The sequence below is a fragment of the Pseudomonadota bacterium genome, from assembly GCA_039028935.1.
Taxonomy (GTDB): domain Bacteria; phylum Pseudomonadota; class Gammaproteobacteria; order Steroidobacterales; family SZUA-146; genus SZUA-146.
Map to the genome: position 1 here is coordinate 18451 of JBCCHD010000004.1, position 26541 is coordinate 44991.

A 26541-nucleotide genomic window follows, 5' to 3' on the forward strand; every position below is an offset into this window, starting at 1 on the left:
TCGTTTCCCATAACGCGCACGACGCTACGGCGGTACGCGCATCGTCAGTCTAGGCGGTGTGAGCATCGGATCAGACGAAAGCCAGCCGCGCCGCAATCGCTCGCCCGACTCAATGGTTACCAGGCGATCCTCAAGACCACCCATTGGTGACTCTCCGCTGCGCTGTATCGCCAGTTCGAGAAGACGTTTTGCCCGATCAAAATCGTTGAGCGCCGCAAATACCATCGCCAACGTTTCGGCTGCCGAGGTGTCTGGCCGCGTTTCTTCGAGGCGCTCGCCAATGTCCTGCGCCCGGCTGAGTTCCTCCGCATTCGTTGAGCAAACCGCGAAACTGCGCGCTAACCCTTGCAAAGCGGCCCGACTGTTGGCGTTCACCGCAACCGCCGCTTCAAACCAAGCGGGTGCGCGCTCGCAGTCCCCGAGCATTAACGCCGCCATACCGGCGTACTGTCGCGCCTCAAGATGATTGTCATGGCGATCGGCAACGAACTGATACTGAGTGAGCGCGTCCGCATAATCGCGCGAGCGAAACAGCGCATGCGCCAGTTGAACACGAGCCGGCAAATAGTCACCGTCCAGCGCGACAGCACGCTCATAGTGGACCACGCTCTTCTCATCCATACCCTGACGCTCATACAAGGCGCCAAGAAAATACCAAGACACTGCCGTCTCGGCGTTGACGGCTAACCGGTATTGCGCTTCGGCGCCCTGAATATCCCCGACCACTTCCAGCGCACGGGCGTAGGCCAAGCGAGCCTGACCGTCGCTGGGTGCAATATCGACGGTGGCTGCAAAATCCTGGAGCGCGAGCGCAAATTGACGTTGGCGCATGCGCTCGACTGCTCGATCATAAAAAAACGCCGGTCCACGCGAATACTCGGCCAGAGCCGCGCGTAAGGGCGTATCCGCCCCCAGCAACTGTGCGCTTCCGCTCTGTAACAGACGACGCGCTGCCCGCTCATTTCCTTGGAGTCGACTCAACGTTGCCGCGGCGGCATTGAGCGAGGACACGTCGGGCATCAGTTCTCGCGCCCGCGCCACGCGAGCCGTCGCTTCATCAAATCGACGTTCCAATAGCAACGCACGCGCGGCCACCATCTGCCAAGCGGCTTGGGTACGCGGCGTGGTTGTTTCAGTTTCGTCCGCTGCCGCACTCTCAAGGTTGCTCGCCAACGCATCAATGTCACTCAATGCGCCCACTCGATCGTCGCTGCGCAACCGCAATTCAGCGCGCGCAAACCGAACTTCGGCGTTTTCGCTTAGGGCCAGCGAGCGCTCGAAAGCGGCCAGCGCTTCATCATCTCGATGGATCGCGGCCAAGGCCAATCCAAAGTAATACTCATTGGGGGCAGTCGAGTGATCGGACACGGCCACACGCAGCGCATCGGCTGCGGCGTGGTCGAAATGATGGGCAAGATAAATTCGACCCAACTCGGCGTACGCCTGAGCGCGATCGGCGGCCGTCGGCGACTGGCGCACACGAAGTCGCCACTGTGCAACTGCGTTTTCCAGCGTGCGACGCACCTGCTCAGAGAGGAGCACAACGTCTGGGTGACGAATGCGAGTTTCGGGCGCGGGCTCGCTCTCGCAACTCATTAACCCCAGAGCCATTACGACCGCCATCACAACCGCTCGCCGCTGCCAACTCGCTCGCTTCATGGGCTGCCCTCACCGCGGATGAGCGTGTGATACCGCGGCTGAGAGACCAAACGAAACTCTTCGCGATCACCCTCTGGCCACACGACCTCCACGACGAGCGCTACAGGGTCGGCAGGTGCGGGGGCAGACTCACGATAAAACACCAAGCGTGAATCGCCAGACGACAAATAACTATGGCCGGGTCGGTATTCGCGTGCCAACGATGCGCTGGGTTCCAGTAAGCGCACCCGCGCCCCGGATATCACGCTCGACGAGTTTGACACTAGGCGCACCCCCACCCATTGACCCGGATTCGTCCGGTTGCGTAGCACTTGCACGCCGCTGTCGCTAGTGATCACAAGATCAAGATCACCGTCGTTATCCAAATCACCAGCCGCCACTCCGCGCGACACATCGCTTCGTGGGGTTAGCGGTTCGATCTGTTCAGGTGCCTTGCGAAAACCCTGGGCCTCACCGCGCCCCATAAACAGGCCATTGCTTTGTCGAAGCGGAAGCGTGTCGCTCGCGTCGAGCTGACGCTGCTGCTGTCGCCACGCACCGTTTGCTACGTATACATCAAGCCAACCATCCGCATCGGCGTCTAACAACGCTAAACCGCCGCCGCTTTGCGCGACGCTCACCCCACCGGCGCCAAACGCCATCGGCAAAAAGACATTGCCTTCGTTGATGAGTAATTGGTGCGATTGACCTTGATCCAGCGCCACCACCAAATCCATGTCACCATCACGGTCTAGATCAGCGGCGTCGACGCCGACGCTGCGCGTTTGATCCGCTACGAAACCGCTGGCCAGGCCGTATTCGCGCGCGCGATTTTCAAAGCCTCGACCGGCACGATTTACCCAAAGGGCGTTGTCAACACCGTAATGACTGACGTAGACATCTGGCCAATCGTCGCCGTTCACATCCAGGATGCGCATACTGACACTCGGCGCCTGCACGCGCGTCAGACCCCATTGTCTCGAGACATCTTCGAATCGCGGCGTCAGGCCATCCCCGTTCTCGTCAACGCCACGATTGAGAAACAGTCGATCAGACAGCGGCGCGTAATCGGTGAGCGCACAATAATCCGGCAGGCTGGTATTGGACCGACACACCACATCGGCGTCAAACGCCGCCACGCCCGTCACGTAGAGATCCGGCCATCCATCACGATTGGCATCAAACCACACCGCAGACGCGCTCCACTGTGCGAGCGACGACACCGCGGTATCGGCCGAGCGCCAACCCTCGTTCGTATTCAGCAACAGTTGGTCGGTCTCGGTCGTTGTGATCAGAACATCGAGACGGCCATCGCGGTTTGCGTCCGCCACCGCGATACCCGCCAGCCTCCCCGCTTGCGAGCTACGCGGTAAACGCGGCCCCGGAGTAAACCGTAAGTCACCGTCGGATTCATTCAGCCACAGCTGACTAAATGCCGTTGAAGTGCCGGCGTCTTGTCCTCCTTTGACAAGAACAACATCCAGATCGCCGTCGTTATCGGCATCCAATAAGGCAACGCCGGTGCCCATTATCGCCGGTAGTGACAATGTCGGGGCCACCATGCTCTGACGCTCTACCACCATGCCACTGAGCTCGGTCACATCCTCAAATAACGCATCCGACCGTGGTTCGCTGCAGCCCGCCAGCAGCACCAGAAGCGTCCCTAACCATACTGTTGATATCGCTTGCACGCTCTCATTCTACCTTTCACCCAATTCGGCGCCACATTCAGGGCTCGGCTTTCAAATTTCTCGGTTTTTAGCCACACTGTGCCGTATGCGAGCACTGATCCTGTTGATTGTCGTCGGCCTTGCCGGCTGCCAACCCGCGCCCAGTCAATCGAACGCGCCGTTCACGAACTATGTGGGCGACTGGTATAGCATTCGGCCCAACGGCGTCACAACACTGCATTCAAACACCACGTTTTTTGCCGATGGCACGATGACAATTGATTTGTTTACCTGCCTGTCTTCCGAGCTCGAATCTGCCTGGACAGACCGCGGCGAGTGGTATGTCGATGACAACGGCCTGCATATCTCGGTAATATCCGATGAGAACAATGCCGAGACGTACCATTACTCGTATGTCGAACTCAGCGCCGAATTCGATCAACGCTGGTTGCGTGATACGACCTACGACACTCGATTTAAAATCTGGCGCCGTTGGCATGAAACGCCGTATACCTGCGCTACCTCTCTTGAGGATATCGCCGCCGATCGCGATCGCGCCATAGCGGACGGTCGCTTTCAACAGGTGTATCCCGATTACAACGACGCCGATCGCGATGGTGACACATCATGACTAACGACCTCATTCTCTCTATTGACCAAGGCACAACTAGCTCCCGAGCGGTCGTCTTTGATTCGCAAGGCACGGTGCTCTCCAGTGCGCAACAAGAATTTACGCAGCACTTTCCTCAGGACGGTTGGGTGGAACATGACGCACAGGAGATTTGGCAATCGGTGCTCGACACCTGCGAACGCGCCCTGTCCGAGGTCAATGCCTCAAAGGTGGTAACGGTTGGTATCACCAATCAACGCGAGACCACCATCGCCTGGGATACACGCACGGGACAACCCATCGCGCCCGCGATAGTTTGGCAGGATCGTCGAACCGCCGAATTCTGCCAGGCGCTGGCGCGTGCCGGCCACCGCGATACGATCGCACGAAAAACCGGTCTACTACTCGACGCGTATTTTTCGGCCACCAAGATGCGCTGGATACTCGACAACGTAGAGGGAGCACGCAAACTCGCTGATACGGGACACCTTGCCATGGGCACGGTCGACAGCTATCTCATATTCATGCTCACAAAACGCGAGCGTTTTGTGACCGACGTGACCAACGCGTGTCGCACTATGTTGTTTGATATCCACACGCTCGACTGGGATGACGAACTACTCGATATTTTCGGCATTCCGCGCAGTGTTTTGCCACATGTTCAAGATTGCGACGCCCACTTTGGGAATGCGCACGCATTGTTCGAACGGCCAGTCGCGATTCATGGCGTGTTAGGCGATCAACATGCCGCAACCGTCGGTCAAGCGTGCTTTGAACCTGGCATGATCAAAAGCACCTATGGCACTGGCAACTTTGTCATGCTCAATACTGGATCGGAAGCACTAACATCCAACCACCAGCTGTTAACCACCATCGGCTATCGACTCAACAACACGACATCCTATGCGCTGGAAGGGTCGGTTTTTATCGCTGGTGCAGTCGTTCAATGGCTACGTGACAAACTGCAGGTTCTTGAGCATGCCGCTGACAGTGAAGGCATTGCACGCGCACTGGACGACGACAACAACGTGGTGATGGTACCGGCATTCACCGGGCTCGGCGCACCCCACTGGGACGCGAATGCACGAGGCGCCATTCTCGGCCTCACGCGCAATACAGGCTACGAGCACATTGTTGCCGCAGCGCTGGAGTCGGTGTGTTTGCAGTCCTTCGATCTGCTCAACGCAATGCGGGCCGACGGCGCGTCCATCAGCAGTCTACGCGTCGACGGCGGCATGTGCGCCAATGACTGGGTCATGCAATTACTCGCGGACATACTCGAACTGCCCGTTCAACGACCCCGAAACATCGAAACCACGGTACTGGGTGCGGCCGCCGTTGCAGGACTGGGCGCGGGGGTTATCGGCTCGCAGGATCAGCTCACGGAAATATGGGCACTCGATCGAGCGTTCACGCCGGCCATGGACAGCGCGCGTCGACAAGCCAAGATCGACCGATGGAATCACGCCATCGCGCAGGTGCGGCTCACGCCATAGCGCTGACAACGAGCCGTCCGCCGCGGTCACCCGTCTCAGCGTTGATCGATGCGCGCTTGGCTGGGTGCCACTTGCTCACCACCTGGCGTTTCGACTTCGTGTGATGGCGGTTCGCGACAACGCGTCGAGGCAGGACAATGGTTTGACATCGCGAATCTCATGGCGCGACGCACTCACCGTACCGCCCAGTCGCCCAGGATCAGAGCAACGAAAGCTGCGCCTGAGCCGGGTGATGTCGCACAAATAAGTCAGTATTGAGCTGAAGCCGGCTGTCAACGTCCAGTCCGGCCGCTTTGACCGCCTTATCAAACCGCGACTGAATCATCTTTGCGTAGGGTCCACTGCCGATCATGCGCTCACCGAACGTTGTGCTATTGGCGGTGCCATCTCGTGCTTCGCCAATGAGGTTGAGCACATGGCGGGCGCGCAACGGATAGTGGTCAATGAGCCATTCGGCGAACAGCTCCTTCACCTCTAAGGGCAAGCGTAAAAAAATATAGCGCGCACTGCTCACACCCGCCTCAGCGGCGGCGTGCACGATGCGCTCGATTTCGTGATCATTGAGTGCCGGGATGACAGGTGCGAGAAGCAAGGTAACGGGAATGCCGCGGTCGCGGAGTGCGCGGATCGTATTAAGACGCGATGCGGGCGACGCGGTGCGCGGCTCAAGCGTGCGCTTCAGGCCATTGTCGAGTGTCGTCACACTGATTGCCACCGACACCAGCCGCCTTGCGGCGAGGCGTTCGAGAATATCCAGATCGCGTTGGATCAAAGCACCTTTGGTGATGAGGGTAAGTGGGTGATCCAATCGATCAAACACCTCGAGCAACTGCCGGGTAATGCTATGCGTGCGTTCGACCGGCTGATAGGGATCGGTATTGGCACCGAGATTGATCGGTGAACACACGTAATTTGGTGCCATCAGTTCTTTTTCTAACAACGCAGCCGCATTCGTTTTCGCATACAAGCGGGTTTCGAAATCAAGCCCCGGCGATAGATCCAAATAGCTGTGGCTCGGTCGAGCGTAGCAATAGACGCACCCATGCTCGCAGCCACGATACGGATTAACCGACTGATCGAACGGCACATCTGGCGATTGATTGCGGCTGATGATCGAGCGCGATTGTTCGCGTGTCACGTGAGTCGGTACGCGACTCGGTGGCAGGTCCTCGTCGCACAACCCATCGTCCACCACCGCCTCGCGGATACACTCGGCAAACCGTGGCGTAGGTTGCGACGCGACCCCGCGCCCTGGGCGGACCGTTCGATGAAGCGGTGCATTGAGGTTGGCCACCCGGGATGTGGCGCCTTCGAATAGATCTTGGATGGCGTCGTGTTTCATACTGTATATTTATACAGTATCTATCGATGCGCATCAACGCCGCAAAGTATGCGCCCGATTTATTTCTAAATTATTGTAATTCATGATTTTTCCATCAGGCCAGGTCACACTCACCCGCGCTTCGCGGGCGGTACCAAGGCCAAACGTCACATCGGCCGGCACCTGGGATAAATAGCTTCGAGCCGGCATGATGGTCTGTCGCTGCACGCTGTCGCCCGCCGTGAGGGTGACACTGGCGCCGATGGCGCGCGGGTTATCGCCGGGTTGCTGAAGCGCGATACGAATCCAAAAATCGCCGGTGCTCTGGTCGTTTCGCAGCACCAAGGGCGGAGCCCCTGTCTGAGTGAGCACGACGTCCTGATCGCCGTCATTATCGAGGTCAGCGGCCGCCGCGCCGCGCCCCACGATCGGCGTTGAAAACGCACCGAGCTGATCGTCCGCGATACGCGTATAGGTTCGTCGACAGGTTGGACCACAGTTCCAAAAAAGCTGTGCGGGCTGTGCGTGGCGCTGACTTGGCTGCACCGTATTAATGTCATCCTCCACATGCCCATTCGCTGTGAGTAAATCCGTGCGTCCGTCGAGGTCGGCATCGAAAAACTGCAAACCAAAACTCAGCGCACGACGGCTGTCAGGACCAATGCCCGAAACGATGCTCTCGTCAGTGAATACGTCACTGCCTCGCGACACGTAAAACGAACTCATCTCATTGGCAAAGTTACCAATCACAATCGCTACATCGTCGGAGTTTTGATAATAGGCCGCATCCACGCCCATGGCGCCCGTGGCGTTACCACTGTTATCAAACGCCATGCCCATCACCGCACCCTGCTCATCGAACCGACCCTCGCCTTGATTGACGAAGACGAAATTCTGCACCGTGTCGTTGGCCACCACAAGGTCAAGGCGTCCGTCGCGATTAATATCCATGGGCCGCACGGCCAGCCCCTTACCCACCGGGTTGTCAGTGGCCGGATTCGTCACGTGAATTCGCTCGCTCACGTCCACAAAGGTATCGCCGTCATTCCGCCACAATCGAGATTGCGTGCCCCGATAATTGGTAGGCGGGCCATAGGCTCGGCCGATACCGGTGAGTTGATAATCAACTTCAAAATCAATGTCGCGAGACCACACCACATAGTTGGTGCTGAATAGATCTAGGTCGCCGTCATTGTCCATGTCAAAAAACGCGGCGCTCGTGCTCCACTCATCGAGACCACCTTCAACCCCGAGAGACTCTTCGGTGAAGCGTTTGCCGCCTCGGTTACGCAGCAATCGATTCGAGCCCACCGCGGTCACATACAAATCCTCGTATCCATCGCCATTGTAATCACCGACTGCGACGCCCATGCCGTAATCAGACAGCGCCAGCCCCACCTCTGCAGTGACGTTCTCGAACCGCCAGTTTCCGCGATTGCGGTACAGCGCGTGAGTGGTAGCCGGCGCATCGATCTGCGTGGGCCATGCGGTGGAATTGACGAAGAAGATATCAACCAGTCCATCGTTGTTGTAATCGAACAAGGCGACCCCACCACCCATCGTTTCAGGCAATAGCTTTTCGCCATACGCGCCGTTGTTATGCACAAACTGTATTCCGGCGTCCGCCGTCATGTCCGTGAATGGGATGCTCGGCGCATCGATTGTCACCGCGGCGACAGCAGCCGCTGCCGGTGCATTCGTTTCGATGACCTCAACCTCACCTCGATCACGCTGTTGCCAGGCATAGATAGCGGCCCCGATAAAGGCAAGCCCTGCAAATACCCACAGCGAGCGGCGCAGATAAACACCAATAATGGCGTCATCCTGCTCTTCGCTCTCCTCATTGAGTGAGTCCCAAATAGGCGCTTTGGAGGGACGTTTTCCCGGATCATTCATAGTGTGTTGGCTGGCCTGAAAACCGGCAGTTTAATGCGAATCCCCGAAGCTGTCATGCCGAGGTTGGCGAGTTGAACTTAATGTATCGGAAGGAACCGCCCGCGGCCGCCGCTGCAAATCGTTGATCACGATCGGGTCGGCGGCATGGTTGGCGGCCGCATTGTTGCGGCGCGCGGCGGCGATGGCGGCATCGCGCGCATTATCATCAGGCTTGTATTTGCTGTGCAGGTCACGGTGATACTCGGCATTTTCCAGTTCGTCGAGCAGCGCGTAGACCTGCGACAGTCCGTAGTGAGCCGTGGCGTTCTCAGGATCGATGGCCAGCGCTTGGGCATACGTTGTCTGCGCTTTGCTGAGCACCTGAGTGCGCATCTCACCGCGCTCGAGTTTGGACAACTCAACGTACGTATCCGCCAGCTGGTTGAGCAAACGGTAATCCTTGCTGAAATCAAAACCGCGCTCACGCGCGTTTTGGTAGCGCGTCGCCACTATGTTCTCGAAGTTCGCAACGGCTTGCTCAAGATAGCCGTTTTGCTTATTGACCAGGCCGGTAAAGTAATCCACCGACCAAGGCGGTGAGGGCGAATCGTGCTCGGCCGCTTGCTGCAACATGCGCACCGCGTCATCCAAGCGACCCTCACGAATGTAAACGCGCGCGAGGTTTAAATCGCCATCGGCACGGTCGAGCGCCTGCACGCGCTCGAAGGCATATTCCGCTTGACGCAATTCGCCGGCGCCCTGTTTGCGCAACAAACCGATGCCATAGTCGTTCCACCGCTGCCATAGCGGTACCGGATCACGCCGATCGCGGGCGATCGGCACGTCCGGATTCATCGGCTCGGCCGCGGCTTGGTAGCGCAGCGCGACGACCCGATCGGCATCGTCTTCCGGCGAGGCGATCACCTCGTCAGACGGCGCGACCGGTAAGGTAACCTGGTCGCCAGCAATCGTAATGATCGGCAAATCGTTGTAGGCGTCGGCATCGTCGATAAAGAGTCGGTAATACGCCGTGTCAAACTTGCGGTAATGCAATCGCGCGTCCAACGTGACCGAAGCGACATCGTCCGGCACGGTAAAGCGATAGTGCACCACATCCGCCGCGCCGGGTGGAATCTGATGGTTGTAGAGCGGAGTGAAAATATCTTCGGCATTACGCTGCGCAATGCGATCACCGTTTTTATCCAGCACATAGGCATTGACAAAGTGCGACCACGGATCGACCTCGCCCGTTTTGGGGTCGATTTTGCCGCTCGCTCCAATCATTTGATCGCCGGCGGTCACGGTCACCTCGACCCACACCTGGTTGGAGTCGGCCGTACCTTGAGTAAACGGATGACCTAAGGTCAGCGTACGCAGCACTGTTTCGAGCAGATAGGTTTTGCCGGCTACCAACACCTGGCTGTCGGCCGTTAGCGGTGCATGTAATAACCCATCGATGCGACCTTCTTCTTTGAGGCCAAATAGATCGACGCGCAACGATCCTTCCAGCATCTTACGATGCGCGTCGTTGGCTCGATCGCCAAATCCCAACACATGCGGAATCGCCGTATTGGCGCTTGGGAACTGATGGTTATGCACTTTGAGATCGCCCGAGTCATCCAGCGCCTTGGCGCCGAAATCGTCTGAGATCTCATGTTTCATATGGCAACCGTTACAGTTGGTCTGGGCGTTAGGTGGATAGTAAAAACTGGTGATGCCATGACCGGATACACCACTGAGCAAAAACGTATCGTAGTGATTTTGTCCGCGCAGCCACTTGTAGTCGTTGAGCTCCTCAGGCAAATGCACTTTGTGGCAGGTCCCGCAAAACTCGGTGGTCTTGTGCAACGGCTTTAAGAAGGTCTTTTTGTGGAACTCTGGCTTGGCTTTGACCAACAGACGATTAATCGCCTGCAGCGATGGGTTGTCGCTGTAAGCGAAGGGATAGTGCAGCGGCTCTTCGATCGTGTAGTCAGCGTTTCCACGCACACTGTTGATATGCGTAATCGCATGACAACTCGTGCACGTGATGCCCGCATGGGCGGTCGGATGATTCACATCATCAAAATTTGGGTCGTCAAACGCACCACTGAAAAACGGCACCGGGTCATGGCAACCCGCGCAAAAACGCGCTGCCTGCACCGAGCCATCGCGCTCCATCGACATCGCCCGCGTGCCGCGCACCGAAAAAAGGTACGCGGGGTTATTGAAGGAACTGATGTGGTGCATGCTGTCTTGCCAGCTCGCGTGGGTATCGGCGTGACATTGCTCACAGTAGCCGTCCATCATCAGTGCTTCTTCTGGAATAAACTGCCCGCTTGCGGTACGCGCAAGCGACGGGAAAAAGTACTGCTCGCCACTTTCTGGGCCCTCGACATTCCATTGGCGTGGGTCGCGCATTTGCCAAACAAGCGCGACGGCCGTCAATGTGGCGGCAACGCCGCCTACCCACAGGCCCGCTCGCCAATTGATACGCCGCCCGGCGAGTCGATGAAGCACAAACAACCAGACTATGAGTAGCGGCGACAACGCGTGCAGCCAATAAGCCGTGCTACGAGCACCCTCGTGCCGAATCTCCACAAGGGGCACACCGCGCGTTAGCGTGAGTCCGGTAATCAGTAGCACGATTGCGACGAAAAACAGCGCGTACCCTACCTTCACGGCACGACGATTAGGACGATTGTGCGCGTTCTTAATATGAATCGCGCCGTACACGATGACCGGCAGAATCACAATCAAGCCCAGCGCCAAATGCGCTAAGAACATGTACTGATAGAAAAAGTTCTGGTACGTATTGCCGGTGCTCCACTCGAGCAGCGACGTCGCGACCAAGTAAATAGCATTCGCCGACAATAGTGCGAACAGCACGAACACTGCGATTAGCAGCTTCTTGAGTTTCGGCCCTACGGCCGGCACATATTTTCTTCTCTTGCGCGTCATCAGTTGTTCTTGGCCTTGTTATTCCCTTTGACCGCTGCGGCGCCCAACCGCCTCTGTCCTGGCTGCCCGTCGGAAGATCTTCAATGATAAGGCGCACTTCCCACTACACCTGCCCTGCGACTCGGTACCCTCCGCTTTACGAGCGGCTCTGTATTGGCCCGGGCCCTCTTCGACAAACTGCCTCTATTATTATAAATGCCACCGCCGCCGTCGCCACTCTTGGCACGTCATCCGAAGCGGTTGAACCGTCCGGCGATGGCCACACACCACGTTATGTCAACGTCGAGAGCGCACATTGCAGGCTATCGCCTCCGCGACAACGAAGTCCCTATCGATCACCGGCCGCTTCCCCGTCGGCGGCTAGTAACTGTCACGATATCGGGTGTTAAATTGCTCGTGCAGTCGTTCATTGGCCGACGGTAAGACAGGCAGTGGCCCCACTGTGCCCGAATTTTGCGTGTACATATCCATATCTTTGGCGTAGCCCGACACAAACAATACGTATCGACGCGTCCAGCCATCGTGAAGCCGGGCTGGCTGTTCAAAGCTCAGCTCAACATCCTCACCCGGACCAATCACGACAAATGCGCCGTCGGTCTGTTCCAAAAGAGGGCGCACATCGCCCAATTTTGAGTAGTAACCTTTGGGATAACGCGTGTCCCAAAACGGTACGCGTCGATCGAAGTCATAGTCTGGGCGTTTCTGTGGCTGAGCGATACGCAGTGGAAAGCCGCTCTGCATTAGCTCTGCCCCGCGCAGCGCCAGGAACTGCCGCTTGATGTCAGACTCGCGCACGTCAACCTCTTCGACAACGCTCAACGCATCCCAATAAATCTCTAAATTGCTGCTGAGTCGTAATTGTGTCGTCCCTGCAGGGAGCGCACCCAGCGGCACGGACATCTCTCGAGGCATACCGGCCGGATAGCCAAAGGCATTTAGCAGCATCACCCAATTGCCCCGCCCGTCGCCCGCTTCCAGTGACGGAGGTGTGTAGAGCGCATTACTTTGCCACGCCGCGAACACCGTTTGTGAGTACGGGTATTCCACCCAACCACTGGCTTTGAGCAGAAGTGGGTTGTCCAACGTATCGAGAGGTTGATCAAACTCGAGGGTGAGCGTACGGGTTGAATCGAGCATACCCAAAAAGCGAGGATGGGCATCGCCCAAGTCTGCCGCCATAAAATCCGTTGACCGCACGCTCGCCGTTACATCAAGACCGTCGTCGCGTGTTACGCGAACAGGCCGATGTTCACGCCGAAAATATTGAGCCTGCCCGGTGACCGTTGGCGCGCCGGTACCCATGCGCTCATCCAGTACCATGTCAAGCCCAGGCGGCAGATCGTACGCGACAAGTTGCACCGTATCGAGCAACGCCAATTCCTCCATCGGCTCAGTAATTTTGAGCCCTAACACACCGTCTTTGGGCTGCATGGCGGATTCGGCGATGGCGAAGTACTCCCACGGTCGCGGCGCCCCATATCGCGCGTCCCCCTGTGCCGCAGGATCGTGCAAGAATCCGATACCGCCGACCCCCAGCACATCACTGACGAAGGCCCATTCATCGCCGTTCCAAGCAAACAGCACGGGACAACTCGACAGTTGTCGCTGGGTTTCAGTGATGCGATGAGTTTGGCCGGCGCGCAAATCCAGCTCGGTCTGAAAAACACCGTCTGACCAGTCAATGGCGATGTAATCGATGTGATCGTAAGTCCCCATACCCACCGACAAAGGCTGCGCGCTCTGTCCACGTCCGCTGTGCCGGTCGAAGGTGTCCTTGACTGTCCACGATGATCCACGCCGCACGGCGACACGCGTGCCCACGCCAGAACGATTGGAGCGCATCGAGTCGGCTTTTTCTTCCTGCCCCTCAAACGTCAGCGCTGTAAACAAGCCCCGGCCCGGCCCGGGCGGCAGGTGCACAAGCTGTTGTCCGCTCTCAGTGTTGATCACCGTGATGAGCGATGGGCCACGATCCGCATCCGCGACCAAAGGCAATGCCGAAACGACGGACGCGCGATAGCGAAACAGCTCGGATACCCCTGTGTCCCCAACGTCCAACACCGCGACGCCCTCGCCATCAACGAGCAGCAAATCCGGCATTCCATCGCCGTTGAAATCGCTCACGGCCAGTTCCGCACTACGCGGCGACGAGGTCAAATTGACAGTGGCCAAAACCCGCTCTGTCCAACGGGGGGCATTGTCGCGTGACCAACGCACCAGCTCACCGGCCGTGGTGACGCCGTACAGCTCAACCCGGCCATCTGCATTGCGATCCATGGCGCTGAGCGCGAGGACGTCGGCATTGAGCAGGCTCTCAGGTACATTGGCCGCCGGCACATCGGCGGCGACTGAGTAATCCCATAAGCGATCGTTGAAGAGCACGGCCACGCCGCCCTCTTGCACGGCCAATAAATCAGTATCCCGATCCCCATCCAAATCGGTCGCCAACAACTGCCGTCCAGGTGCGTCACCAAAGAACAGATCGCGCTCGGCGCGAAGACTTCGAAACGATCCGTCGCCGTTGTTATTAATCACATCATGAGCCCCGGCCTGATAGGCAATGAGCACATCCAGATCACCATCGTGATCCGCATCAACCAGCTGTAAGTCAGCGCAGGGGCGACCGGTGTTGGGCAACGCACGTGGTGCGTCCCACGCACCGGACGCGGCGGCCAACCGCACGTTGGCACCGCGCGCACCACACGTGGCGAGGTCAACGCCTCCATCGTTGTCGATGTCGGCCCACGCGACCGCTGTTACCGCACCCACCTCGTCGAGCGTTTGAGTCTCTTTTTGATACTCATCTTCTCCGGCACTCACTACCAGTGTCTGACCGTCTGGATTGTTGATAATAATATCCTGAAGGCCATTGCCCGCCAGATCACTGGTCGTTAGCGACCGAGACTGCGGCACATCGAACGTCGCAATAGTCTGCGGTGCGCCAAAAAGGGCCCCTTCTGGCATGTCCGCATCCACCGGCTCCCTCAAACCAATGGCGAGCGCGTTGGCCTTTGGGCCCATGCGGGTGTATTTGGTTTCGGCAAGACGCGCTCGAGGGTTGTCGGCCAGTCGCTCATAGACCGCCTGCATCTTGAGCCCGGCTTCCCGATTGCCTGACCGCACGTTGAGCAAAAATGCGCCGTAGTACGCGCTGCGCAAATACGGATCAAGTTCGATCGCGCGCTCAAACAGTGCGAGCGCTTTTTGGGGCGCCTCGGTTTGCGTGAGCACCGCTAAGTAATACGCGGCGTAGGCATCACCCGGATCGCCGTCGAGCACGGTCTGGTAGTGCTGCTTGGCGCGATCCGCGTCGCCGGCACGTTCTGACAACAAACCCGAGACAAAATGCGCGCGCAAATTATCCGGCGACTGCGCCAACACCTCATCTAAGTAGCCGCGTGCCAACACTTCATCGCCGTCCATCTGTCGGTTGAGCGTGGCAATGGCCAGGTTAATTTTCACATCCGCCCAATCGGGCTGTCGGTCCACGGCCTCGCGAAAGGCCTCACGCGCGCCGGCGTAGTCAAAGTAGCCCATGAGCGCGACACCGCGATTATTAATGTCGATATCTTTGGCGCCGAGTGGGCGTTGATCGACGGATGATTCACCCGTGTCGCCGCATGCCGCGAGCGCGAGGACCATCAACCAAAGACAGGGCCGCCAGTGCGTAAGCCGATTCAAACCTATGTGAGCGAACATGCGTTAGCGATCCTTCTTGGTTGGCGTGAGGGACGATTTGGCGGTATTGATGCGGGCCTTGAGCGACTCAATCGAAATCGGTTCATCGCCAGCGGGTGCCAAATAGTCGCGCTGATAGTAACTGTGGGCACCCGTGCGAAGGTGCGCACGCATGTCATGCCCTTCGCGACGTGCGCGCTCATGTCGCAAGGCGGGTAGATTAATCGGTGCCACTACGACTCGCTCGCCCGGCCCCGGATCGGCTTGCGCCAATACGCGGCCATCGTAATCTACCGCCATACTGCCGCCCGGCCAACAAAATGGCGGATAGTGGGCAAATTCCGCGCCTTGATTAGACGCCACTACGTAGGCCGTGTTCTCGATTGCGCGCGTCTGATTGATCAATCCCCACCAGTTCATGGGTTCCGCCGTGCCCCATGGATTCATATACGCCGAGACCCGAATGATCACTTCGGCACCATTGAACCCGAGTTGCCGAATGGTCTCCGGAAACAGCCAGTCGTAACATATGGCGACACCGAGCCTACCGATGTCGGTCTCGACGACCGGAAACAAGTCGTCTTGATAATTCGCTAAGTCAGCCGGAGACGTATGCACCTCCCACGGTATCCACGTGTTGACCTTTCGGTAGCGACTCAAGATACCGGTTGGGCCGATTAGCACTGTTGTGTTGAACAGCGCACCGGGATAGCGTTCATCCACTTCCAAGAAGGTGCCAGTTTGAATGTATACCCCGAGTTTCTTGGCTACCCGTTCGTATTGTTCGGTATGCTCGTTGGGAATCGGTAACGCCAGTTTCTCTTTGAGCGCCGACACCGTGGGATACGCCGGCACCGCATGGGCAAATTCGGGAAACACAAACAATCGCACGTCGTAGAACGGCTCGTAGCCGGCTACCGTTTGCTCCAGCATCTGGCACATGCGCCGAGTATTGGCGGCAATACCGCTGCGGTCTGCCGGCGCCTCGAAGTCGGTTTGACACGCTGCCGCGTAGTAGAGGTCTGTCATCTGGTGTTCCATCTGACGGCGCATGATCCTCTGCCCAGGCGACTGCCCAGCATCGATCGCTGCCCGATAATCAATCTAAAGAACCCATGATAACGCCCCGCGCACGGCTTGTGTCCGACCTTCACACGACCATCACGAAAAACGGACAAAAAAAAGCCCCGCGACGCGGGGCTCATGGATCAAAGGTTAGACGCTTACGCTGAACGGCGACCCCGCACGGCGCGCAGGCCGATCAGGCCACTCAACATAAGCCATACGGCGCCCGGCAGCGGGACCTGCTGGAGGTCGATCGTGCCGTTGCCCGAAATCGTGTTGGTAAACGGGCCAGCCGGTCCGCCAAATGACGTGTCTTCTGATGTAAACCCGGTCGTCACAAGGTAATACGTTGTGCCGGCCGTAAGGCTAACGCCCGCGATTTCAGATGTGCCAGGGCCACCCGGGCCGTCGTCATCGGCCGCAATACCGTTCAGCAAGCCGTTGGTCGGATCAAACACATCCGCGTACAAAAAGATCATGCCGTCGAACTGCGTGCCCGCCGAGTTCATACCCTGTGCAGACGTAATGTCATACAGACCGTCTTCGGACACAGTAAACGTCTGTACAGAGTACAGCGTGGTGTCGAGATCAAGCATCGTAAACGTTGCGTTGGGGTGCATCCAGCTGCCGTCTGCGCTGGTTTCAGTATCACCCGAATAACTGACTGTGTCCGCCGCAACGGTCGAGGCAAAACCAAACAAAGATGCGAGTGCAATCGCCTTGATAAATCGTGTCATTACTTATCCCCCATTGTGGGCGTTATATCGTTATATAGTCTTCGGCGGAGGCATGTTGTTGTCAGTGTCGACAGCTGTACCCGGACTGCCCCACTTCTTTTAACGCCGGCCGCACGAATCGGCCTGTATGAGCCATTGTTCTCTTTTTGCTGGCTCGTTTTATGCTTGACAGTCTAGCACCGCCACGGCGAGATGCGACAATGTTTTGACATATTCCTCGCGATACGCCTAAGTCCTTGTGTGGCCGTTGTTGTCAGCGCCGTCGTCACACGGCCCAAAGTCCGACTTGCGCACCCGGTCGGCGCGAACACTCAGCCCGTGCCGGTGAATGTGGGGCTTGGCTCAGGTCGCCGACTCGGCATAATGGTCCGCAAATTGTTCGCGAATCTTGAGCTTATTGAGCTTACCGGTTGCGGTGTGTGGCAACTCATCCACAAACACCACATCGTCCGGCATCCACCAGCTCGCCATTTTGCCGTCAAACCAGCCTTTGAGTTTCGCCGCGTCAAGATCGGACCCGGCTTTTTTCACCACGACCAGCAGGGGTCGCTCGGTCCACTTCGGGTGATTGATACCGACGGCCGCCGCTTCGGCGACACCGTCACAGCGCATGGCGATCTCCTCCAGCTCCAGTGAACTGATCCACTCACCGCCCGACTTGATCACGTCTTTTACGCGGTCGGTAATCTCCATGAAACCACGCGGGTCGATGGTGGCCACATCGCCGGTATCAAACCAACCGTCCTCACCATGCGCGTCACTCTCGTCGAGCTTAAAGTAGCCGCTGCAGACAAACGGACCACGCACTTTGAGCGTACCGAAATCGCTGCCGTTCCAGGGCAAGTCATTGCCTTGCGGATCGACGATCTTAATGTCGATGCCAAAGGGCGGACGCCCTTGCTTTGCACGCAGCGTGTCAATTTCATCCGCTGCGACGTCCGGACACTCATGCAAATTAGGAGTAAACGTACCCAGCGGGCTCGTTTCGGTCATGCCCCAGGCATGGTGGACAAACACATCGTGTTTGTCGCGGAACGCATCCATGATTGACGTTGGACACGCTGCCCCACCCACAATTGTGCGTTTGAGTTTATCCAGCGTCAGGTTGTTTTGATCAAGGTACTCCAGGAGCGCCAGCCACACCGTGGGCACGCCCAGCGCCAGCGTCACGTCCTCGGTGTCCATCAGTTCATAAAGTGTGGCGCCATCCGCGAGTTTCGGCCCCGGAAGTATCAATTTGGCGCCAACAATTGGGGCCGCATACGGCACACCCCAGGCGTTGGCGTGAAACATCGGCACGACCGGTAACACGCAATCCTTGACGCTCAAATCGAAGATATTGGGCTGCAGGGAGGTCATGGTGTGCAGAAAATTGGAGCGATGGCTGTACAGCACACCTTTGGGATTCCCGGTGGTACCTGAGGTGTAGCACAACGAACTGGCTGACCGCTCGTCCACATCCGGCCAACGAAAATCATCCGCTTCGCCGCGAATCAACGACTCGTAGCAATACACGTTATCCAGCCCGGTTTCGGGCATATGGGCTTCGTCGGTCAACACTATATAGCCCTTAACACCACCAAAATGGGCGTGCATTTTCTCAAACAGCGGAACAAACAGTGGATCGGTCAAAATCCACTCGTCCTCCGCGTGATTCACAATATGCAAGAGCTGCTCGGCAAACAGGCGCGGATTGATCGTGTGACACACGGCCCCCATGCATGGAATGGCGTAGTAGGCTTCAAAATGACGGTGGTCATTCCACGCCATCGTGGCCACGCGATCACCCTGCTTCACTCCGAGCCGCGTGAGGGCATTGGCCAATTTTCGCGCGCGACGGAAACACTCACCGTACGTGGTGCGGTGTCGAGGCGCGTCCTGCGTCACCGAAATAACCTCTACATTCGGGAATATCTTTTCCGTGTAGCGCAGAAACGACGTGATTACCAGCGGTTCATCCATCATCAGACCAGGCAGCATCAAACACCTCCTATCAATATGTTCTGCACGCGAGACATCTTTTTAACACATTCGCCTTAACCCACAAAAAAGGGCCTGCATTGCAGGCCCTCTCTTGCAGCAGTGTGATGACGTCGAATTAGAATTCGTACGTTGCTGACAAGGTGAAAGTACGCGGTGGCGCCACAAACCCATAGAACGTGTTGGTGCTGAATGTGCTGCCCGACAATGGGTTATTACCCACATAGGTTAACACGCGCTCGTCGGTCAGATTGAGCCCCGACAACGCGAAAGTCCAGTTGTCGCTTTCCAGTGCGACACGGAAATTCCATTTTGCATAGGCGTCGATGTCATACAGCGGGTCCAGGTTAACATGAACATTTTGCTCCGATGAGTACGACATGTCGGCAGTCATGCGTAAATCATAATTACCGGTCAGCGGCCGATAGTAATCCACGGACAGCGAACCGGTCAGCTTCGGCGTATATTGCCCCGACAGACCCGTGTAGTCGCAGAGGCGTTCGCCGTTGACAACCGCACCGTTGGGCACCTGCAGGTTGTAGCAGTTACCGTTCGCAAAATCGGTGAACTCATGATCGAGATACGCCAGTGAGAACGTAGATGACCAGTCATCAGCAATGGCCCAACGACCATCCAGCTCGATGCCTCGTGCACGTACCTCGCCGGCGTTGCCAACATTAAAGCCAATCTGACCGTCAAACTGACTGACCTGTAGATCGCTGTAATACGTGTTGTACGCCGAAATATTGGCTTCGACGCGGCCATCAGCAAACTTACCTTTCGCGCCAATTTCAACCGCGGTGGCGTTTTCCTGATCGAACTCAAACGAATCCGTGTTGTTACCTCGGGCGTCGTAGCCGCCGGCCTTAAACCCAGTGCTCGCGGAAATATAGCCCATCCAGTCATCATTCAAATCAAGCTGCATGTTAATGGACGGCGTAAAGGAGCCCTCGGTGCGCGAGCCGCGGAGATTGTGGCCCTCGAAGTTTTCACTTTGGAACCCGAACACCAAGTCGAACAGCGCCGGCGCCGCCGCGTTGGTGCTTAAGCCGGTAACTTCCAAAGTATTAGGCGCCAGATCAAAGACTTCTGCGATCCGCGACCCTGACTTATTTTCCCGCGTATAACGTCCACCGAGCGTCACGCGAAAGCGGTCTGACAAATTCAGCGTTGCTTCAGCAAACGCGGCGTAGAGCTCGGAATCAGCGACGTATGTGCGGGCAGCCCCTTGGTTAACCAGGTTGGTTAACAACGATGAGACAAGCGGTAGGATGCTGTCGGTGCGAACCCGCAGCATGTCTTGGAAAACCACATCGCTCTTTTGAAAAAACAGACCCGCCTGCCAGTCCACCCGTTCTCCGCCGGGTGAGGCCAATCGCAGTTCTTGACTGATTTGCTCATAGCCTTCGTTCATGGGCAAATCGAAAATCGGGGCACCGACAAAATCACAATCGCAGATTTCGTCAAACGTGTATTCGACATACGCCGTGGTGGACGTCAGTGCGTTGCCGTTTGCGTAGTCAAATGTTCCGATCAGCGTGAAATTCAATAATTCGTTGTCGCTTTTCTCAAACGAATCGGACTGACGCTCGTAGTCGAGCTCGGTCTCGGTAATACCGAGAGGCTGGCCAAACAGACCCAATACCTGTGCGAAGGTGAGGCCGCCGCTTGCCGCGGTCGCATCATCTTGAATGACCTCGATCTGTCGGCCCGTCTGGTTGAATTCGTTCCATTCAACCTTCAGGTTCCACTCTTGTGTATCGGTCGGTGTGAACCGCAGTTGCGCCCGCACCGTGGCTTCGTCACGCGTCACCTCGTCTTCATTGCGCACGGTGTTTCGCACGTAGCCGTCTTCCTCGAAATAGCGCACAGACAGTCGGCCGGCAAGGTTGTCGGTGATGCCTTGGGAGAACACAAACCGTCCCTCGTATCCACCGAAATCGGGATTGACTGTCAACGCCACCTTACCGGTACGCTCGTCGGTCGGCTTCGCGGTTGTCATGTTAAGGGCGCCGGCGATGGAGTTCTTACCGAACAAAATACTCTGAGGCCCACGCAGCACCTCCACGCGAGCCAGATCGAACATCGGCGCCCGAATCAGCTGCTGACGTCCGTAGTACACGCCATCAATGTAGGTACCCACCGACTGCTCGAAGCCCTGGTTGTTGCTGGTGCCGATACCGCGAATGTACATCTGAGTACTGATGCCGGTCTCGGTGAGCTGAAAGTTTGGGACAAAAAGCTGCAGATCCTCGAGCTTGTCGATCCCCGCCTCTTCGAGCTTGGCGCCGCCGAGAGCATTAATCGAAATCGGCACGTCCTGGAGGCTTTCTTCTCGTTTTCGAGCGGTGACCACCACCTCTTCCAAGGCGGCCTGACCAAATGCGGGCAGCGACCAGCCAGCGGTGAGCACAGTGGCCACCGCCACGAAGGCGACGCCGATAATTTGTTTCGGGTTAGACATACACACGGACCTGCAGTTGTGAGGAAGAGACAAAACACCCGCGCGGATCTGCACAAGCCGCCTCAACACCCCTTGACGAAGCCGTTATTGTGCAATTGCCGGCCGGCAAGTGCAACGCTGACTGTTGTTTTTTGGCGAATTTTTGTCCTACTCAAGGCGTGCATTGCCGCACCGCATCACCGCAGACCGGGGTACCGCTGCGCGGATGACCCAAAGCGTGAGTTGGCCGCGCGAAATATTCTGCCCAACCAAGCGGTCGTTAGTGAATAAGAACGGTTTCGTGAACTCTTCGTGAGTTTTACCCGCTAATTTGAACCCCATGGATGTGAGATTTCATATGGCCAAGAACGCCCTCGTTATTGAAGATGAAGCCGATATCGCGGCGCTCATCAAACTGCATCTTCAGGATGTGTGCGACGATGTCACCCTAGCCCACAACGGGCGAGAGGGCATGGATCTGGCGCTATCGCGCGAGTGGGACCTGGTGTTGCTCGACCTGCAGTTGCCGGGCAAAGACGGACTGCAAATCTGCAAAGCACTTCGGGACGCTGGCAGTACCGTGCCGATTGTGATGATCACCGCCAAAACGGCGGAGATCGATCGCGTGCTGGGGCTGGAACTGGGCGCCGACGATTATCTGACCAAACCGTTCAGCGTGCGCGAACTCGTCGCACGGGTCAAAGCGTTGTTTCGACGCAGTGAAATGGCCGAGCAAAAAGGCGCACCGCAGCAGATTTGCACGGGCGACCTGGTTATCGATCTGAATTCACGCGATGTGATGATCGGTGGCGGTTCCGTCACATTGACCGCCAAAGAGTTTGATCTGCTGGCCCATTTTGCGAGCCATCCGGGGGTGGTCTTCACCCGCTCTCAACTACTCGATCAGGTTTGGGGCTACGGACACGACGGGTACGAGCACACGGTCAACACCCATATAAACCGTCTCCGCGGCAAAATTGAATCCGATCCCTCCTCACCCTCGTTACTCACCACTGTGTGGGGAGTGGGTTACCGCTTTGGCCAACAAGCCGCACCGGCATGAACTCGCTGTTTTTACGTTCGGTTGCCGCTCTGCTCGGCATCCTAGTGTGTATCGGCCTTGCCACCGTTGGCATCACATGGTGGACCACAGAGCGTTATCAACAAGAAGTCACACAGCGACTTAATAAGACCATCGCCGATTACGTCGTCGCAACCCAAAACCTCATGGAAGAAGACCGCATCAACGAGAATGCGCTGAAAGACATTGCCCATATGGTGATGATCATCAATCCGTCAATCGAGGTCTATCTACTGGATCCTAAGGGCCAGGTGGTCGGCCACGCGCTTCCCGAGGGTGCCGTCGCCGATCAACCCATTGCGCTGGAGCCGGTGAAGCGCTTTATCGCCAACCCCGATCGCTTGCCCGTGTATGGGGATGATCCACGCAATCCTCAGGCGCAAAAAGTGTTTTCTGCTGCGCCGGTCATGAACGATGCCGGAGACGTGACGGGGTATCTCTATGCGGTACTTGGCGGGGAAGCGCACATGGCGTCGGTGCGCGGACTACGCAACAGCCTCATCATAAAGAACGGCGTGGTGGCCGTAATGGCCATCATGTGCTTTGCGTTGCTTGCGGGGCTGCTTATTTTCTATCTCTTGACCCGCCGGCTGCATCGCCTGGTCGGCAGTTTCAATGCGTTCCGAGATAACGGTTTCTCTGAGGTAGTCAATGCCGATCACCGCGCCGGTTCGCACGATGAAATCGATACGCTCGCCGTCACGTTCAACCGCATGTCGCGAAAAATTGTCGAGCAGATGTATGAGCTGCGGCAGACCGACCGGCGGCGACGTGAATTGATGCAGAACGTCTCACACGACTTGCGCACGCCGCTCGCGTCGATGCAAGGCTACATTGACACCCTGTACTTGAAGTACGACGAACTGAGCGAATCTCAGCGACGCGAGTATCTCGAAACCGCCGGCCGCCATGGCGAACACCTCAGTAAACTTGTCAAAGAACTGTTTGAGCTTTCCAACCTCGACGCGGGCATTTTAAAAATCAAAGAAGAATCGTTTTCGATGGCCGAGCTCGTTCAAGACATTGTGCAAAAATTCAAACTCGATGCGGCACGGCGAGGCGTCACGCTGGAAATCGACATCGAAAAAACAGCGGCACTGGTATCCGCCGACATCGGCATGCTGGAACGCGTGCTCGAGAATCTGATTGATAATGCGCTCAAGCACACCGATTCAAATGGCATGGTGCGCGTGTGCTTGAAGAAACACGAAAACCGAGTGGTCACCACCGTGTTCGATAGCGGCGCGGGCATCAGCTCCGAAGATTTGCCTCGCATATTTGAGCGCACGTTTGTGTCCAGCAATGGCGACCCCAATCGCCAGCGCGGCACGGGATTGGGCTTGGCCATCGTCAAAAAGATTCTCGACCTCCACAACAGCAAAATCGAAGTCGCGAGCAAACTCGGCCAGGGCTCCGCGTTTTCGTTCGCACTGAAGTGCGCCTAGGTCGTTTTCATCCTCGCATCGCCTCGATCCTTACGCGCCAGCCGACATACCCCCGCTCGCATTGCTAGATGACACCACGCCGACGCGCTACCATGGTCGGGCACATGTGATTGCACAGTCGGAGGCCCCAATGCTTTGTATATGCCCGTCCGCGTTCACGCGCCGCATGATTGAATCACCAATCGTCTTCCTTAGCGCCTGCCTCGCTTTCGTGTTTGGCAGCCCAGCAAGCGTTGCACAAACAAACGTCGATGTGACCGAATACGTTGAATCACGCACCGCCCTTACAGCGTCGGTGTCGCAAGAGCTATGGAATCTGGCCGAGCTTGGATACCTCGAAACTCGCAGTAGCGAATTGCTGCAGAACGTACTGAAGGGAGAGGACTTCACGCTGCGGTCGGGCGTGGCGGATATTCCGACCGCCTTTGTGGCGTCGTATGGCCGAGGCGGTCCCGTCATTGCCATCCTCGCCGAATTTGATGCGCTTCCGGGTATCAACCAGGACGCCACTGCCGAACGTTCGCCGGTCGAGGGCAAGAATGCCGGCCACGCATGCGGCCACAATCTGTTCGGCGCGGGCTCGATCACCGCGGCACTCGCAATCAAAGACTGGCTGCAAAAAACCGGCACGCCAGGGACTATTCGTCTCTACGGGACACCGGCGGAAGAGGGTGGCAGCGGCAAAGTTTATATGGTTCGCGCTGGGTTGTTTGATGACGTCGACATCGCAATGCACTGGCACGCATCGGACGAGAATTCCGCTGCGGCCCGCACGACACTGGCCAACCGTTCGGCCAAATTTCGATTCTACGGCACGTCCGCCCATGCCGCAGGCGCACCGGATAAAGCGCGCTCAGCGCTCGACGGTGTGGAGGCATTCAATTATATGGTCAACCTGATGCGCGAACACATTCCTCAGGAATCGCGTATCCACTATGTGATCACAAGCGGTGGTCTAGCGCCCAATGTCGTGCCGGATTTTGCCGAGGTGTTTTATTACGTACGCAATCCCGAAGCGCGCCTGGTAAGTGACATTTGGCGGCGTGTGGAAGACGCCGCGCGCGGCGCCGCGCGCGGAACGGGCACGCGCGTCGAGTGGGAGATCATTCACGGCAATCATCCGCTATTGGTCATCGAAACGCTCGCTGAAATGATGGACGAAAAGCTACGCTTAGTCGGGGGGGTTGAATACAACCAAGCGGAACAACAGTTTGCTGAAACGCTTTACGCCTCGCTGACGGAACCGGATTTGCCATTGGGTTCGGAGCAAGACATCCAACCTTATTCCGTGTCGCTAGGCTATGGCTCTACGGATGTTGGCGATGTCTCAATCGCCGTACCCACTGTCGGCCTGCGCACGGCCACCTGGGTACCCGGCACCTCCGCCCACACCTGGCAGGCGGTGGCTGCAAGTGGCATGAGCATTGGGCACAAGGGGGCGAGTAACGCTGCCAAAGTGCTGTCGTTGGCGGCCGTTGAGCTGTACACCAATCCAGCCTTACGCCAACGCGCCAAAGACGAGCATGCCTTCCGACTTGGGGACAATTTTGAATACGAAGCGCTGCTCGGTGATCGCGATCCACCGCTCGATTTTCGCGTGAGCAAATAAAACGGTCAGCGATTCTCTCATCTTTCCATCGGGACCGCTCTCGGCCTGTTTAATATCCGAGTTGGCTTTTTAGCCGCCCGGCCTGCGCATCGCGCTCACCGGCCTGGTTTACCAAATTGTGATGAGGCTGTGACCCCGGGGTGATGTTCCGCTGTCATCGTACACCCTCAGTTTTTTACTTCAGGGAGTCACGATGAACCGATTCAAACAGTTTTCGCTCGCGGCGTTATTGTCGCTAGCACTTGCACCGATCGCTGCGGCGGATGGCTGGTACAGCAACGACCGGAGTTACGAAGTCACAATCACCAACATCAGCGCGACAACATTTACGCCACTGCTGGTCGTCGCTCATAAAAAATCAGTCAGTTTGTTCGAAACGGGTGGTCAAGCCAGCGATGAATTGGCGGTGCTCGCCGAGGGCGGCGCAACCGCGCCATTCGAAGAATTGCTGGCGACACTGCCGAATGTTATCGGCGATGTCGAAAGCACCGACGGTCTGCTCGCCCCAGGGCAATCGGTAACCGTGCGCTTGGATACGACGCGCCGATTCAATCGGATTAGCGTAGCCGCCATGCTGCTGCCCACCAACGATTCTTTCGTCGGCCTCAACACGGTGCGTGCGCCGCGCTTCGCCTGGCAGACGCTCGACTACACGGCGATTGGCTATGATGCCGGTACCGAACCCAATGACGAACTCTGCGCGAACATTCCGGGCCCGCAATGCGGCGGTGAAGGCGTTTCACCCAACGCCGGTGGCGAGGGCTACATCCGAGTCAGTCCTGGTATACACGGCGAAGGCGACCTGACTGCCTCGGCCTACGACTGGCGCAATCCGGTTGCGCGTGTGTCGATCCAACGCGTGCCGTCAAACGACTAACCCCACTCTCCCCGACCCGTTGGCACCCCCCTGCCAATGGGTCACACTGAGCGTGTTTTGGGCGCACTCGCAAGGG

General features: G+C 57.4%; 16 protein-coding genes. 6 read left to right on the forward strand and 10 right to left on the reverse strand.

Translation table 11 applies throughout. The features are described from left to right. Positions 1–24: 24 nt before the first annotated feature. Together AAF465_02985 and AAF465_02990 are read right to left on the reverse strand one after the other, a co-directional pair. Positions 25–1659 carry a tetratricopeptide repeat protein gene (locus AAF465_02985; protein ID MEM7081673.1) on the reverse strand — a complete coding sequence of 545 codons (1635 nt, stop codon included), beginning with the start codon at positions 1657–1659 and terminating at the stop codon, positions 25–27. Then, positions 1656–3329 carry a CRTAC1 family protein gene (locus AAF465_02990; GenBank protein ID MEM7081674.1) on the reverse strand — a complete coding sequence of 558 codons (1674 nt, stop codon included), beginning with the start codon at positions 3327–3329 and terminating at the stop codon, positions 1656–1658. The genes AAF465_02985 and AAF465_02990 overlap by 4 nt, the downstream gene beginning before the upstream one ends. Positions 3330–3414: 85 nt before the next feature. Between AAF465_02990 and AAF465_02995 the strand changes: the two genes are divergently transcribed. Continuing rightward, positions 3415–3939: a hypothetical protein gene (locus AAF465_02995; GenBank protein ID MEM7081675.1), complete on the forward strand. Its 525-nt coding sequence runs from the start codon at positions 3415–3417 to the stop codon at positions 3937–3939. After that, positions 3936–5414, forward strand: coding sequence for a glycerol kinase GlpK (gene glpK, locus AAF465_03000; GenBank protein ID MEM7081676.1), 1479 nt, complete (start codon positions 3936–3938; stop codon positions 5412–5414). The genes AAF465_02995 and glpK overlap by 4 nt, the downstream gene beginning before the upstream one ends. A 199-nt stretch (positions 5415–5613) precedes the next feature. On the opposite strand, the gene AAF465_03005 is transcribed toward glpK, so the two are convergent. The 8 genes from AAF465_03005 to AAF465_03040 all read right to left on the reverse strand — a co-directional run bounded on the left by AAF465_03005 (position 5614) and on the right by AAF465_03040 (position 21474). Further along, a complete protein-coding gene (locus AAF465_03005) occupies positions 5614–6756 on the reverse strand; it encodes a PA0069 family radical SAM protein (protein ID MEM7081677.1) in 1143 nt (380 codons plus the stop codon). Positions 6757–6789: 33 nt separating this feature from the next. Next, a complete protein-coding gene (locus AAF465_03010; protein ID MEM7081678.1) occupies positions 6790–8631 on the reverse strand; it encodes a CRTAC1 family protein in 1842 nt (613 codons plus the stop codon). 30 nt (positions 8632–8661) lie between these two features. After that, entirely contained in the window at positions 8662–11550 is a 2889-nt protein-coding gene (locus AAF465_03015) for a tetratricopeptide repeat protein (protein ID MEM7081679.1), read from the reverse strand. 360 nt (positions 11551–11910) lie between these two features. Further along, positions 11911–15249 carry an ASPIC/UnbV domain-containing protein gene (locus AAF465_03020; protein MEM7081680.1) on the reverse strand — a complete coding sequence of 1113 codons (3339 nt, stop codon included), beginning with the start codon at positions 15247–15249 and terminating at the stop codon, positions 11911–11913. A gap of 3 nt (positions 15250–15252) precedes the next feature. Next, positions 15253–16257, reverse strand: a complete 1005-nt coding sequence (locus AAF465_03025; protein ID MEM7081681.1) for a nitrilase-related carbon-nitrogen hydrolase — start codon at positions 16255–16257, stop codon at positions 15253–15255. A 194-nt stretch (positions 16258–16451) separates the two neighbouring features. Continuing rightward, entirely contained in the window at positions 16452–17030 is a 579-nt protein-coding gene (locus AAF465_03030; protein MEM7081682.1) for a VPLPA-CTERM sorting domain-containing protein, read from the reverse strand. A gap of 342 nt (positions 17031–17372) precedes the next feature. Next, the gene (locus AAF465_03035) at positions 17373–19010 is read right to left on the reverse strand and encodes a long-chain fatty acid--CoA ligase (protein ID MEM7081683.1); all 1638 of its coding nucleotides are present in this window, start codon (positions 19008–19010) and stop codon (positions 17373–17375) included. A gap of 118 nt (positions 19011–19128) precedes the next feature. Then, a complete protein-coding gene (locus AAF465_03040) occupies positions 19129–21474 on the reverse strand; it encodes a TonB-dependent receptor (protein ID MEM7081684.1) in 2346 nt (781 codons plus the stop codon). A gap of 337 nt (positions 21475–21811) precedes the next feature. Here AAF465_03040 and AAF465_03045 point away from each other — a divergent pair, with 337 nt between their 5' ends. The 4 genes from AAF465_03045 (at position 21812) to AAF465_03060 (ending at position 26465) form a co-directional block, all read left to right on the forward strand. Then, positions 21812–22516 (forward strand): response regulator transcription factor, encoded by a 705-nt coding sequence (locus AAF465_03045; GenBank protein MEM7081685.1) that lies wholly within the window; start codon positions 21812–21814, stop codon positions 22514–22516. After that, the gene (locus AAF465_03050) at positions 22513–23979 is read left to right on the forward strand and encodes a sensor histidine kinase (protein ID MEM7081686.1); all 1467 of its coding nucleotides are present in this window, start codon (positions 22513–22515) and stop codon (positions 23977–23979) included. The genes AAF465_03045 and AAF465_03050 overlap by 4 nt, the downstream gene beginning before the upstream one ends. A gap of 166 nt (positions 23980–24145) precedes the next feature. Continuing rightward, positions 24146–25588, forward strand: coding sequence for an amidohydrolase (locus tag AAF465_03055; protein MEM7081687.1), 1443 nt, complete (start codon positions 24146–24148; stop codon positions 25586–25588). 193 nt (positions 25589–25781) lie between these two features. Next, positions 25782–26465, forward strand: coding sequence for a spondin domain-containing protein (locus AAF465_03060; protein MEM7081688.1), 684 nt, complete (start codon positions 25782–25784; stop codon positions 26463–26465). Positions 26466–26541 lie beyond the last annotated feature (76 nt).